The following is a 14,621-nucleotide window of genomic DNA, read 5'->3' as shown; positions in this document are numbered from 1 at the left end:
AGTACAACTGTAAGCTGAAATTTGGAGGAAAAAATGAAAACACTTACAAAAAACAACATATCTATTAAAAAACAACAAGTTAAAGACTTCATTAAAATCAACCTACCGCTATCACTTGTTAACAGTAAAGAAGTAAACTCCTATTTCGAACCTTTAATTCAACAATTTATTCCACAGTGGACTAACCACCGCTTCAGAGCAAAAATACTGAGCGTAGTCCGAATCAGCCACAACGTGATTGCACTGACACTCCAACCATCTAAAAAATGGAGCGGATTTCTACCCGGTCAATTCATTGAATTAACCACACACCAGAATGGCGCAGCTTTTACACGCTGCTTTAGCATTTCATCCGCTCCCCGGCTTTGGGAAAAAGACAATAAGATAGAACTCACTATTCGAGAGCAAAACAACGGTAAAGTTACGCCATGGCTGATTAATGGTCTCAAAGCCGGTGAGTACACACAGATTTCAGCAGCAAAAGGAGATTTCACACTCACAGACAGACCAAACCACAAAGTGCTAATAGCTGCTGGAACAGGAATCACCCCCATAAAAAGCATGCTAGGCAGCTTGAAGTATGAGAGGCATGATTCGTCTATAGATTTAATTTATTTCGCACGAGATGAGCACCTATTCCAAGAAGAACTCACTACGCTGGCAAGTCATTCTCATTTAAAAAATCACGCAAAAATCAACGTGCATTTTATCAATTCAAAATCACAGGGAAGATTCTCAATCGACATGCTCCGGCAAATCTGCCCGACATTCATAGACAGTGAATTTTTTATTTGTGGCCCAGCTCAAATGATTACAGATACCCGCCAGGCGCTCATTAAAGAAGGCGTTTCACAGCAACACATACTTCAAGAGTTCTTTTCTGCCCACTCAACCCAACCAGACCTCAAGGACATTCAAATTTCCAATACGGAGTTGGGAAACGTGCAATTCATCAAGAACGCCATGCCCACAGACGTTTCCGCCACACCAAAGACGACTTTACTGGAATTGGCAGAAGCAGCCCAACTGAACCCAAATTACGGCTGCCGTATGGGCGTATGTCATCAGTGCAAGTGCACCAAAAAGAGCGGCATCACACTCAATACAACCACAGGCCAAATATCAGATACGGGTGAAGAAGAGATCCAGCTTTGCGTCTCTTTGCCTGTAGGCGATGTACAAGTTGAAATTTAACCCATCGTAGAGAAAAGCAATGAACAGCACAACAAAAGCAACCACGCAACAACTCCCCATAGAATTAAGCCAATCCCTGGAGTCTGATTTAAACGAACTCAGACAAAGAACCCTCAGCAAAGTTGGTGAAGAAGACGCTGCCTACATTCGAAGAATCATCCGAATAGAACGATGGAGCGGTATTTTCGGCCGGATTTCAATGGTACTAGGGTTTATCCACCCTATGTATTGGGTGTTTGGCGTTTTAGCCTTGGCCTTTTCAAAAATCCTGAACAATATGGAAGTTGGCCATAATGTGATGCACGGTCAATACGATTGGATGAACGACCCAAACATCAACTCCCGCTCTTTTGACTGGGATAATGCAGGGGATTCAGACTCCTGGCGTCATTATCATAACTACGAGCACCATACTTACACCAATATCATCGGCAAAGACCGCGATTTCGGCTACGGATTACTCAGATTGAGTAATGACCTACCTTGGCGAATTAAAAATACCTTTCAGGTGTTCATCTACATGTTATTAAGCTTGTTATTCGAGTGGGGCGTTGCTTATCATGAATTAGCTGGGGATCGCGTTTTCAGCAAAAAGAAAAACAACCGAAAGAAACGACTCTCCGCTCACGACCTGAAACGAGCCTTCTTCAGCAAAGCAGGCCGTCAAATTTTTAAAGACTATATATTCTTCCCATTAATCTCAGGCCCTATGTTTCTACCGGTATTGCTTGGTAACTTCTTAGCAAACCTGATACGTAATTTATGGACATCCACCATCATTTTCTGTGGCCATTTTACGGAAGACATCCACACATTTTCCCAAGAACAATGCAACAACGAAACCAAAGGCCAGTGGTACCACCGTCAAATGCTTGGCTCTTCCAACATTGAAGGGCGCAAATGGTTTCACATTCTGACGGGCCACCTAAGCTGTCAAATAGAGCACCATCTGTTTCCGGACATCCCTGCGCACAGGTATACCCAGATGGCTCCTGAAGTTCAAGCAATCGCTAAAAAACATGGTATTCCCTACAACACAGGTCGCTTTTCCAGGCAATATTTCACAGTACTAAAACGAATTATTAAATATTCCTTCCCTCAATCAGCAACTAAACCTAAGGAACCTCTGACTGCCTCCAACTGATGATTATTCTTAAGATGGAAGTAAGCCACTTAATAATGCGCTTACTTCCATCTAAGACATAACTCGCACCTTTTTAAGAACTAATCATCGTAATATCCTGTCTAAAACATAGCGAAACCCCTTTCCCTCGCATACAATTCAAGTAGCCGTGTTAATTTTCCTGTGATTCCAGAGTTCGTATTCCATGAAAAAAAATTTACTGTTTTGGCCATGCTTAGGTATGGTGGTTCTAGCTTTGTTATCCGGAATACTGATGGAAAGAGCTTTTCAGCATTGGTTTTTAAAACATACAGACGAGCAGCTCATAAATTTAGTTCACGCGACAAAGTTAACACTGGACAAAACCTATCACGACAACCAAATTCCACGCCTCGACAGAATCACAGATGAGCTTCACGAAATAAGACCCGATTACCGAGTAACCCTCATCAAGACCGATGGCACCGTTGTCGGAGATTCAACCCTCACGCCTTCAGAAATTTTACACGCCGAAAACCACGCCAAACGCTCAGAAATCATCCAGGCAAGCAAGGAGGGAATCGGTCGCAGCACTCGTCACAGCAAGATCATGGATGAAGACCTTATTTATTATGCTGAAGTATTTAAGGACGATAACTTTGAAGGTTTTATCCGGGTATCTACCTCTACAGAACACATGACCTCAGCACTCTGGGGCTTAAGAACATTACTGACTTTTATATTTCTGGGCGTTCTGAGTATCCTTCTGGTTTTGATGGTTATGTCTCATAAAATGCTCAACCATCACATTTCCGAAGAGCGCGAAGGCCTCGAAGACCGTGTCGCTGAACGAACCAAAGAAATAGAGTTATTACATCGCCTGGCCAACATGCTGGCAGCCTGTAACACCATGTCTGAAGCACAACAAGTAGTCGGTGATATCGTTCCTCGTCTTTTGGGCGACATTAACGGCGCCATTTCATTAATGCGCTCCTCCAGAAACCAACTTGAAATCAAGCTGGACTGGGGCGGAAACTGGCCAGGAGAAAAATCTTACGCGCCTGATGAGTGTTGGGCACTTAGAAAAGGCAAATTCCACTTAGCCAATGATGAACACACCACCCTGCCCTGCAAACACATGCATACAGTCAATGGCGACCAGACCCTGTGTATTCCTTTAATAGCGCACGGAAACACCATAGGCATTCTTCATTTGTACCTGAAAGACGAAAATCTGAACGAAGAAAAACAGCAAGTCGCCTTTACCATCGGAGAACACCTTGGTTTGGCGCTGGCCAACCTCAACCTCCAGGACAAGCTAAGAGAACAAGCCATTCGAGATCCTTTAACCGGCTTGTACAATCGTCGATTCCTGGAAGAAAGCCTGGACCATGAAATAATGCGAGCACAAAGACGTGAACAATGTTTATCCGTTCTGATGCTGGATGTGGACCACTTCAAACGATTTAACGACACCTTTGGCCACGATGCCGGCGATTATGTACTCAAGTCTCTTGGCTCCTTGCTAACAGAAAACTTACGGGGTGAAGACATAGTGTGCCGTATCGGAGGCGAAGAGTTGGCTATCGTGCTTCCGGAAACGGGCCTTGAAAACTCAGACATCGTTGCAGCAAAAGTTTGCGACCTGATCAGAGAGCAACACCTGAATTTTCATGGCCAGTCACTGGGTCAGTTAACCATATCCATCGGCATTGCCACTTACCCTCATCAAGGTGACAAAGCGGAGGTTCTCCTGAAGTCGGCAGACATCGCATTGTACGAAGCCAAAGAATCCGGACGAGACCGCTTTTGCCATTCATCCGCCAATTACGAGCCCTTGATGGCCAACGCAAAATCATTGGTACAAAAAATCATGAAAGAATCGCCTGAACCGGATTCACAAACCTCCGGCTTTCTCCAAAAAGACGCTCACAGTACTCAGGGCGCCACATTTGAAAACAGTCGAGCCGAAAGCAACACCAGCAAATACGGCTAAGACAGCCTGGTTCGAAGGCGCTTTACTTTCAGGCCAATCAAATGCAATCCGGCTCGAACGTCATCTGTCAGGTTCAGCAAGATTGGTGTTTCCAGTGCCATTGAGGATAAACCAAAACGGCCAACCTCAAGGCGACCGATGCAGGAAGAGAAAACAGAATAACAAAGACCCCAAGCACAGCACGAAACAAATCACTCCCCTCCTGAAACCGCTCTAATTTATCCGCCCGGTATGAATTCCAACAGTGATCTGGGCCATCGATGGGCAAAAATGTAAAATCAATGACCCTTTCAAGACATCGCCAATACCAGCGCATGGGTTCAGGCGCTTTCTTGGCAAAGTAGCCAACTCTGGCCGATACCGTGGCGTCCGGATTTCCGCCGGCAATTGCATTACCAAGTTGATCAATGGCCACCAATACCGCATTGGGCCAAGACATAACTTTCTCATCCATAAATACACTCCCTATATAGTCCTTTAATCCGTTAAGTCGGCAATTGATTGCATCGTAACAGGCAATAATAACCTTCAACAACCGCCGCCCTATAAGAATTTTGGATCATGTCCATCGATTATTACGATGGAGGTTTAGACGCATTTAAGGTTCAATGTCCAGATCATCGTACGGAGAGACATTATGGAACTCAATCAACTCAAGGCCTTTGTCACTGTGGCAGAAGAAGGACACCTGACTCGGGCTGCAGACAGATTATTTACCAGTCAACCGGCCATCAGCGCAAAGTTAAAGTCATTGGAAGAAACGCTCGGGGTTGCCTTATTTGACCGTACACCAAAAGGCATGTCCTTAACCCCTGCCGGAGAAAGACTGTTAATTCAGGCCAAGGCAATTCTTGAAGCCTCCAATCAAATGCTCGCGGATGCCACTTCCATTCAAGGAACCATCGTTGGTCAGTTATCCATCGGCATTAACTCAGACTTATCATTCCTCAAGCTTCCAGAGTTGCTCGCCGACACGTCTGAGCACTACCCGGATCTCCAGCTTTCTTTCGTGAACGGAATGTCACCAGACAACATCACTCACGTAAGAAAAGGTAAACTGGATGCAGGGTTTTTCTTTGGGCCGTGCGCGTCTCTGGACGTCCACACAATTCACTTGGCCGATATACCCACCGCAGTAGTTGCACCGGCAGGTTGGGGAGATCAAGTAACTTACGCCTCTGTCGAAGACCTGGCAAACCTACCTTGGATTTACACCACAAATCGCTGCCCTTTTTACAAACTCAAAGAAGCCATACTGAGTGATGCAGGCTTAGAGCCCAGCAAGACAGTATTTGTCGACTCAGAAGAAGCCATCCGGGAATTAGTCAAAGCAGAATCCGGTATTGCATTATTACGCAAAGACGATGCAGAAAAGGCCGAACAAGAAGGCTGGGGTACGCAATGGAAAGGCAGAACGCCCACCATTCCATTAGGCGTTGCTATTTCACCAAAGCGCATGCAAGACCCACTCATTCAAGCCTGGTTAGAACAATTGTCGAAATTTTGGCCTATGAATGACACCGGCAAACAACAAAACGCAGGCTAGCACCGGAGACCTGCGGCCATGAATGAACGGTGAGGTGTTCATAATGTCTCAGGTGATTTCACTTGAAAGGGATTTCCTCTACAATTTAATCCCTTTTAAAATATATCCGTCCTGATTTATGTCTGATCCTGAGTTTCATCGTCAACATGGCTTTCTTTTAACCCGCCATGCTCAGGATCTACGAAAGAATAAAGCGATAAACCTTTCTGCCGTTAAAAGCGCCGCCGCCAACATTGAACCTAAGACTCAAACCATTCTATGGGGCTGGACACCCAAAGGCACAGTAAAACTCGTTTTCGAAGATCAAAACCCACTTTTCTTTGTACACAGCGAAGATCAGGAAAGAGCTTCTCAAATCCTAAATCGCCTACACATAGCTCACCATGCTAATCCGCTTAAACATCAAAGTTTTGAAAACAAACCCGTCTCGGCAATGTATTTTTCCACCATTGACGACCACTTTAAAGCGAGGCAACAACTGTCCGGGGCAGACATTGAAACCTTCGAGCACGATCTTAAACTGCAGGACAAGTTTTTATTTGAACGCAATATTCATGGGAGTTTTGAGTTCATTGGTACACCTAAAACTCAACTTGACTACACTGAATACACCAACGTTCGCATTAAGCCCTCAAAGATAAAGCCCGTCTTCAATGTCCTTTCATTGGACATAGAGTGCTCAATGGAAGGTGAGCTGTATTCTATCGGTCTCTATGGCCACCCAGCCCAAGCTGCGTCAGCCAACGACAAAGAAACCTCTTCGCATAAGCTGACTCGAACGGTCATCATGATCGGTCAACCGGAAACCACTGATGACCCCAAGATCAACATCATTTGGGTAAAAGATGAATACCAATTATTGATGACGCTGGAAAACCAGATTCAGTTGCTCAACCCAGACATCATCATCGGCTGGAATGTCATTAACTTCGACTTTCAGCTGCTACACAAACAAGCCAAAAAACAGAACCTCACACTCAGACTGGGCCGGGGCTTAAGCCCAATGAGTTGGCGCGACTCGCGAACTGAAGCAAACCAAGGTTTTGTAACACTGCCGGGACGGGTGGTGATTGATGGTATCGATGCATTACGAACCGCCACGTATTATTTTGAAAGTTTCAGCCTGGAGAATGTAGCTCAAAAACTATTAAAACGCGGCAAAAAAACCGAAGACGTTGATAATCGCGTTGAACACATAACCCATGACTTTCTACACAACAAACAAAAACTGGCAGCCTATAACCTGGAAGACTGTAAGTTGGTCTGGGACATATTTATACACACTGAAATCATGGACTTCCTGATATTGAGAAGTCAGTTAACCGGCCTTGAACTTGATAAAATTGGTGGCTCAGTGGCAGCCTTCACCAACCTGTATTTACCTAAATTACACCGGGCGGGATACATTTCACCTAATTTGCCACCCGACGGCGGCCTGGCGTCACCTGGTGGTTACGTCATGAACTCCCTGCCCGGCTTTTATAAAAATGTGTTGGTCTTAGATTTTAAAAGCCTTTATCCCTCCATCATTCGCACGTTTAAAATCGACCCTATGGGCTTGATTGAAGGTCTGAAAGATCCGGACAACGCGATTCCCGGCTTTAAAGGCGCCATGTTCTCTCGTCACCATCACTTTTTACCAAACATCATTGAAGAGCTTTGGGCTCAACGTGATCAAGCTAAAAAGGATAAAGACGGCCCAAGATCTCAGGCGCTGAAAATTATTATGAATTCATTTTACGGCGTTTTAGGGTCCGGCGGCTGCCGCTTTTACGATACTCGCCTCGCCAGCTCCATCACCATGCGGGGTCATAAAATCATGCAAAAAACGGCGCTATGGATTGAACAAGCAGGTTATCAGGTCATTTATGGCGATACTGATTCCACCTTTGTGCTTTTGGACTCTGAGTTAAGTGAGTGCCAGGCCAATGGCATTGGCAAACAGCTGGCTCAGGACATCAATGACTACTGGGTAAAAGAGCTTCGCGAGAAATACAATCTGGATTGTTATCTGGAGCTAGAGTTCGAAACCCACTACCATCGATTTTTAATGCCTACCATTCGCGGCTCAGAAGCCGGTTCAAAGAAACGATATGCTGGCCTAACGTCCATTGACGGCAAACAGGAAATGGTCTTTAAAGGACTTGAAACTGTCCGGACCGACTGGACTGATTTAGCCAGATCGTTTCAGCATCATTTGTATCGTATTATCTTCGACGATCAAGACCCAACCCATTTTATTAAGCGTACAGTTCAAGCAACATTGAACGGTGAAAACGACCACCAGCTCATTTACCGAAAACGGCTCAGACGGCCTTTACGAGACTATGTAAAAAATGTTCCACCTCATGCCCGGTCAGCAAAAATCGCTGACCAGAAAAACGCCGCGCTAGGAAAATCTCTGCAATATCAGAATAAAGGTTGGATCAGTTACGTGATAACGTTGACCGGACCAGAGCCTATTGAATACCGAGAAAGTGAACTGGATTATCAACATTATCTGGAAAAACAGCTAAAACCCATTGCCGATGGCATTTTGCCCTTCATCGGGCTGGACTTCGACCGCTTAACAGACCAACAAATGGATTTATTTTAAAGTACTCGAAATATTTTAAGGTACTCGAATTATTTTAAAACACTAAAAGCACATCAACAGGTCATCCGTCATTTCGGGTCTAAATCCATGATGCCTAAACAGCTGAGCTTTCAGCGTTTCAAAAAACGCTTCATCTTGATTCAGAGCGGATTCCAGCTCAGGTAGCCCTTCAAACGCATAACCATGAAATTGATAATGGCCAGACTCCATGGAAATCAAATCGCACTTTAACGACAATTTCAGTACTTCACGAACCTGATCCAAGCCCTTACGGGAGCTAATAAGCACATCCGTGTATTTTGAACCAATATCAAAAGGGCTTTCCAGCACAGCCACATTCAGAGTAAATTTCGTATTCATCGTTCGATCTTGCTTAACGGCAACCGGATGACAAAGACAGTCCGTCATATCCAGGCCTGCATGATCACATACGGTGGACTCTCGCAGTGCTGTCGAATATTCATTACTGGCTAATGTAGCAACCTTTACGAGAGGCTGAACAACTACGTTACAAATTGATAAGTCACTGTATTCGCTTTCGGTTGTGCGATTGATTAATAAGCAGCAACATTCGGAAGACTCCACTGCTATTTTTAGCTTTCGAACGGCCGCAGATATTTCATCCGCCTGCAATAAACGAGTATCATTTTGTTCAGCATTTTTATGAGAAACAGCAGTATAAGAAAGCGAGTCAAAGATTATCAGATCCATGACATCGTGAGTGACCAGTGCTTCTGCCGCTTTAATTGCATCCAAGCTACCATCCGACTGAATGAGAGTCAACTCATCCACACTTACACCCAATGTTTCTGCCCATTGCTCATCAAAGTCACCAGAATAAATATACGCACAAACACCACCCTGTTTCTGGGTGGAAGCTATGGATAACAAGGCAAGTGTCGTTTTTCCGGTATATCGATCACCACAAATTTCATTAATATGCCCTCTTACAAAACCACCTGAACCAATGGCAATATCGAGTGACAAACTGCCGGTACTGATACACTGATGATTATGGCATTTTGAATTAAATATTTGCGACATCATTGATTCCATTTTCGACTTACCCATTCCCAGACCTAACTACTATTTATTTTAGTGTAGACTTAAAAGTACTTTTATTGTCCTGCTGCCCTACCTAAAGGGCTGAACTGCACCAAAACGTCATTATTCAGCGTCATTTCTGCCTGATCACCCCCATACCTTGACGCAAGCTGCGACTCCATAATTAGAGGCATTAAATCCTGACCAGTTCATTTATTTTTAAATTTAGCACATCAAAAATTGAATGAATGATAATTACTACGCCTTTCGACATACCTTGTAGAACGCAACAGAAAAATTGCAATGCATAAGTAACGGCCTGACCGGATACTATGTTCCCCCTCTAAATAAAAAGCCGGTCTCTGTATTTCTTCTATGCTTATTGAACACTTGTTTACGAACAATACCTATAGATCCTGACTAGAGGCTCTGTGGCTTGCTAAATCTAAAAGATGCTTTTCCATCCCAGCTCGGTCGTCGATTACTCATCACGATAGTCGCCATCAGTACCCTTGTGACCCTATTTACAACCGTTATTATTCTATTTCTCGACTACAAAAGAGACTTGTCGGTTTTCGAAGACCACCAGGAAAGAATCAAAAATGTCTACCTCAAGCAATTGAGTCTCGATTTGTGGGAGTTTGATTGGCCAAAGGTTGAACTCAAACTCGAAGGTCTTCTGAATTATCCCGAAAATGATTACGCTTACATTGTATTGATCGGCGGAGAAAGAAAGGAAATGGGAACGCCCAACGCCAGCCCTTACTCTGAGCTTAAAGAATACGAAATACTTCACAAAAGTAAGGTCATTGGCACCCTCTATTTAGAAGTCAATTACGGCTATCTTTATGACCGTATCATCGCAAAAGCCGTCAACATTCTTTTCACTCAATTTATAAAAACCTTTATCGTTTCCTTATTTATTCTTGCCATTGTCCACCGAATGATCACCCGGCATTTAAACAAACTCGCCCATTTTGCTAACAACCTTTCTTTTGATTCGCTTCAAATCACTCTGGAACTGTCCAGAGAACGACAAAACGATGAATTGCAAGTTGTCACCGACGCAATCAATCATATGCGACACAATCTGGCTACCGAGCTAAAACACAAAGAAAAAATTGAAGAAGAACTTCAAAATGAAAGAGCCCTTTTAGCCGACATGAATGCCAAACTTGAGCATAAAGTAGACAAAAGAACACATGAACTATCAAAAACAAATCAAGAACTTTCTACTGCACTGAACAACGTCAACGCAATGGTTGAGCAATTAAAAGAAACGCAAAAACAGTTAATTATCCGGGAGAAGATGCTCGCAACCGGCGGTATGGTCATAGGTTTGGCTCATGAATTAAATACTCCCCTAGGCGTTTGTAAAACATCGATCAGTGCCATCAGCGATTTCGTAACCAACATCAAGGCCGATGCAGAAAATAACCATCTCAGTAAACAAGGTTTTAGCGACGCACTTGAAAACATCACATCATTATCGGTCATGTGTGAAAATAATATTGACCGAATTACCGGCTTAGTAACGACGTTCAAAAAATTATCCGTGCATGAAGAGTGTGAAACCTTATCGCTCGTCAACCTTCACGAGTTTATGAAAGAGTTCCGGCATTGGTCCGATTCATACCTGAGAAAATCTCTGACATTGCATATCCTTTGCGACAAAAAAATCGAAATAGAAACGTTCTTTATGTCATTACATAAAGCCCTGCAAGCCTTAGTCGAAAATGCAGAGACTCACGCATTCAGTGATGACCAACCAGGAAGCATTTACATCGAAGTGAGCCAAAATCCAGAAGATGCATCCGTTTCTATTCTTGTTTCCGACAACGGCGTCGGGATTAATGAGTCAGAAAGGCAACGAATTTTCGAGCCTTTTTATACCACTCGGCGGAACAAAGGCGAACTTGGTTTAGGCCTTAATATTACTTACAACATTGTGACACAGGCCTTAGGTGGCACCATAGAGTGTCTTGAGTCCAAGTACCAAGGCGCCTGTTTCAAGCTTACGTTGCCAAAAACGCTTAGAGATAAACAAACCAAACACTATTAATGAGAAACAGTGTAATGACGCTTGGCCATAAATTGTGCAGCGGTTTTTTAAAGATAAGCCAGAGAAGGCATACAATGAGACACCTAATCAGTTTACTGTTGGTTATATTATCCGGCCAACACGCCTGTCTGGCAGAAGAGTTCATAGTGGTTCGGGGTAATGAAAATTACCCACCGCATGAGTTCATCGAAGACGGTGAAATTAGGGGCTTTCATATTGAAATAATAAACAATGTAGCAAGCAAGCTTGGTGCTGAATTCCGCATTGAAAGTTACCCATGGAAACGCGCTTCTCTTTTGATGCAACAAGGTAAAGCTGACGCCATTACCTATATTTCAAAAACCAAAGAACGAGAGAAGTTTGCTATTTTTCTCGAAGATAACATCTTATCCAAAACGGCAAGCACCTTTATATGTCTTACACCACGACTAAAGTACATTCATTTCGATGGCTCAATGAACAGCATTTCAAACTATATCATTGGCGTTCAGTTAGGTTATTTTTATGGTAATGAGTTTGATCAGACAAAACGCCTGAACAAGATTGAAATTGTTTCAATCCCTCAGATGTTGGATACACTGAGAGCCAAACGCATTGACCTCGGAGTATTTTCTCTCGATGAATATAGGGCGTTCAAGAAAGCAGGAAAAATGGACGGCATAAGTTTGGTCAAGCCTTACATAAGCGAGTTTAACAATTATATCGCCTTTTCTATTCCTAAAAACCGTTCGGCACTGGCTCAGCAATTTGCAAAAGCACTGAAAGAATTTAAACAATCCGAACAGTTTCAACGCTTAAAAGTTAAATACGGCCTGATTGATTAAATCAACCTGCCAGCGACTTTGGTGTCGCATTAAAGTGCCGTTTAAACTCACGACTAAACTGAGAAGGGCTGGTATACCCAACTAAAATTGCGGCGTCACTCGCTCGCTTGCCTTCCGATACGATCAACTCCTTGGCTTTATTCAGTCTGACCTTTTTCAGGTACTGCAATGGCGTTTCCGTCGTTACCTGACGAAAAGCACGATGAAACCCGGATAAGCTCATATTTGCTTGCTCAGCCAGACTCTCTACTGTGATCTGATTTGCGTAATCCGCATGAAGTCGATCCAGTACTTTCGCGATTCTCGCGTAATGCCCGTCATGTTTAGCCAAATCAAACAACACATGCCCATGCTTCCCCATCAAAACACGGTAAATAATTTCTTCTACAATAGAAGCACCCAGAACTTTAGAATCAACCTCATCATGCAGTACAAGCAGCAGTCGCTTAAAGCATTCATCCAAAGCTTCGTTCACACATTCTGACTTCAAACCAAGATTGAGCGCAGCCTGACTTTTGGAATACTCATTTTCCTGATGTAATGGCTGATCCGCTAACTGATTGACCAAATTGTGCAGTGTTTTAGGAGCAACATTGATGGATATACCCATAATCGGCAAACCATCCTCAGGAAAAGCTTCACACTCCAAAGGCATTGGAACCCCCACCACCACATAATCACCGGCACCATAACGAACGCTTTGATCACCCAGGTATATCCGTTTATACCCTTGCCCTATCGCGATAATCCCCGACTGATAGACCAGGGGTTGTCGAGTATTTCCTTGACTGTCTCGATAAAAATGCACGCCTCGAATAGAGGTCGAAGTGACACCGTCAAAATCATTCAAGGATTTCAGATCCACATAAGACTGCATTAATTCGGCCAAACTTCCCATACGCTCATTCCTGCCGGGCTACACTCTAATCTCGACAAAATATATATTATTACACTAATAGGCAATTATTTTCTTCAAATACACCTTTATTCCACCAACCTGCAATACTAATATGCAACCATATTAAAAACACTTAGAACCGTTATTTCTGTGATGAGGCATTAACATGAAATTCACCTACACAAACCCAACCCAAATTCATTTTGGTCAAGGTCAAATATCCAGTATCACTAAAAACATACCGGAAGATCAGAAAGTACTGATTATTTACGGTGGAGGCTCCATCAAAAAAAATGGCGTCTATGAGCAAGTGATTTCTGCATTAGCCAATCACACTTGGCTGGAGTTTTCTGGCGTGGAGCCAAACCCAACAATGGAAACACTGGATAAAGCGGTGAAAATCGCTAAAAACGAAAACGTTGAATACATATTAGCAGTAGGTGGCGGTTCAGTAATTGACGGCTCCAAGTACGTTGCGGCGGCTGCGTGCTATGAAGGCGATGGTTGGGATATTCTTTTAGGCAAACACTCAGTAAAATCGGCCATTCCTTTGGGTGCAATCTTAACTCTGCCAGCGACGGGCTCTGAATCTAATTCCGGGGCTGTAATTACTCGGGCAGAGACGCAAGACAAACTGCCCTTCTTCTCACCAGCGGTTCATCCCAAATTTGCCGTACTGGACCCGGACGCTATGAAGACCCTGCCTGAAAAGCAACTGGTAAATGGTATTGTTGATGCTTGGGTTCACACTTGTGAACAATATTTAACTTACCCAACCAACGCCATGATACAGGATGGGTACGCTGAAACCCTGCTGAAGTCTTTAATCAAACTGGCCAACCAATTCAACGATCGTGATAACGATCAATGGCGTGAAAACCTAATGTGGTCAGCCAATCAGGCGTTAAACGGTTTAATTGGTTCAGGTGTACCTCAAGATTGGGCAACTCACATGATCGGTCATGAACTCACCGCCCTTTATGGTGTTGACCATGGTCGCTCGTTAGCAATTATTCAGCCTTCGTTGCTTCGCAACCAAATCAGCGTCAAGCGAGAAAAGCTTGAGCAAATGGGTAGAAATGTTTTCGGACTGGAGAACAGTGACGAGCTTGCAGAACAAACCATTTCGGCCATCGAAGCGTTTTATCATAGTTTGGATGTTGCAACACAACTAACAGAACATGGATCGGATAAAGCGCAAGCGATCGATAGCATCATCAAACAACTTGAAGCACACAAAATGCTCAAGCTGGGCGAGCATCAGGCCATCACACTGAAAGAAAGCAGAGAGATTCTGGAATTGGCCGTCGCTTAACTGACTTCAGTAGAGCTTAATCTGAATACAAACCTCCCCCTTGG

11 protein-coding genes are annotated in these 14,621 nt (G+C 43.8%); 8 read left to right on the top strand and 3 right to left on the bottom strand.

Features of this window, described 5'->3' with window-relative positions; translation table 11 throughout:
- The first annotated feature begins 33 nt into the window (after nt 1-33).
- From ABD744_RS05915 to ABD744_RS05905, 3 genes are all read left to right on the top strand, one after another.
- Nucleotides 34-1,194 (top strand): flavin reductase family protein, encoded by a 1,161-nt coding sequence (locus tag ABD744_RS05915; protein WP_344796412.1) that lies wholly within the window; start codon nt 34-36, stop codon nt 1,192-1,194.
- Between the two features lie 19 nt (nt 1,195-1,213).
- Complete coding sequence (locus tag ABD744_RS05910) at nt 1,214-2,338, top strand: fatty acid desaturase family protein (protein WP_344796410.1); 1,125 nt, start codon at nt 1,214-1,216, stop codon at nt 2,336-2,338.
- A gap of 253 nt (nt 2,339-2,591) precedes the next feature.
- Complete coding sequence (locus tag ABD744_RS05905; RefSeq protein ID WP_344796408.1) at nt 2,592-4,292, top strand: sensor domain-containing diguanylate cyclase; 1,701 nt, start codon at nt 2,592-2,594, stop codon at nt 4,290-4,292.
- A 73-nt stretch (nt 4,293-4,365) separates the two neighbouring features.
- Here ABD744_RS05905 and ABD744_RS05900 read toward each other — a convergent pair whose 3' ends face one another.
- Complete coding sequence (locus tag ABD744_RS05900) at nt 4,366-4,746, bottom strand: hypothetical protein (RefSeq protein ID WP_344796406.1); 381 nt, start codon at nt 4,744-4,746, stop codon at nt 4,366-4,368.
- A 183-nt stretch (nt 4,747-4,929) separates the two neighbouring features.
- Between ABD744_RS05900 and ABD744_RS05895 the strand changes: the two genes are divergently transcribed.
- Together ABD744_RS05895 and ABD744_RS05890 are read left to right on the top strand one after the other, a co-directional pair.
- Nucleotides 4,930-5,838 carry a LysR family transcriptional regulator gene (locus ABD744_RS05895; protein ID WP_344796404.1) on the top strand — a complete coding sequence of 303 codons (909 nt, stop codon included), beginning with the start codon at nt 4,930-4,932 and terminating at the stop codon, nt 5,836-5,838.
- Nucleotides 5,839-5,956: 118 nt separating this feature from the next.
- Entirely contained in the window at nt 5,957-8,434 is a 2,478-nt protein-coding gene (locus tag ABD744_RS05890; RefSeq protein WP_344796402.1) for a DNA polymerase II, read from the top strand.
- Nucleotides 8,435-8,476: 42 nt separating this feature from the next.
- On the opposite strand, the gene ABD744_RS05885 is transcribed toward ABD744_RS05890, so the two are convergent.
- Complete coding sequence (locus tag ABD744_RS05885; protein ID WP_344796400.1) at nt 8,477-9,505, bottom strand: P-loop NTPase family protein; 1,029 nt, start codon at nt 9,503-9,505, stop codon at nt 8,477-8,479.
- A 409-nt stretch (nt 9,506-9,914) separates the two neighbouring features.
- On the opposite strand from ABD744_RS05885, the gene ABD744_RS05880 reads away from it, so the two are divergent.
- Both ABD744_RS05880 and ABD744_RS05875 read left to right on the top strand, forming a co-directional pair.
- Nucleotides 9,915-11,540 carry a sensor histidine kinase gene (locus ABD744_RS05880; RefSeq protein ID WP_344796398.1) on the top strand — a complete coding sequence of 542 codons (1,626 nt, stop codon included), beginning with the start codon at nt 9,915-9,917 and terminating at the stop codon, nt 11,538-11,540.
- Between the two features lie 74 nt (nt 11,541-11,614).
- Nucleotides 11,615-12,364 carry a substrate-binding periplasmic protein gene (locus ABD744_RS05875; RefSeq protein ID WP_344796396.1) on the top strand — a complete coding sequence of 250 codons (750 nt, stop codon included), beginning with the start codon at nt 11,615-11,617 and terminating at the stop codon, nt 12,362-12,364.
- Nucleotide 12,365: 1 nt separating this feature from the next.
- Here the strand turns inward: ABD744_RS05875 and ABD744_RS05870 are convergent, their stop codons facing one another.
- The gene (locus ABD744_RS05870; protein ID WP_344796394.1) at nt 12,366-13,262 is read right to left on the bottom strand and encodes an AraC family transcriptional regulator; all 897 of its coding nucleotides are present in this window, start codon (nt 13,260-13,262) and stop codon (nt 12,366-12,368) included.
- Nucleotides 13,263-13,428: 166 nt separating this feature from the next.
- Here ABD744_RS05870 and ABD744_RS05865 point away from each other — a divergent pair, with 166 nt between their 5' ends.
- On the top strand, nt 13,429-14,577 hold the full coding sequence (locus ABD744_RS05865; protein ID WP_344796392.1) for an iron-containing alcohol dehydrogenase: 1,149 nt from the start codon (nt 13,429-13,431) through the stop codon (nt 14,575-14,577).
- Nucleotides 14,578-14,621: the final 44 nt, after the last annotated feature.

The organism is Litoribacillus peritrichatus (assembly GCF_039537985.1).
Classification (GTDB): Bacteria; Pseudomonadota; Gammaproteobacteria; order Pseudomonadales; family Litoribrevibacteraceae; genus Litoribacillus; species Litoribacillus peritrichatus.
This window is presented reverse-complemented; position numbering and strand designations above follow the sequence as displayed.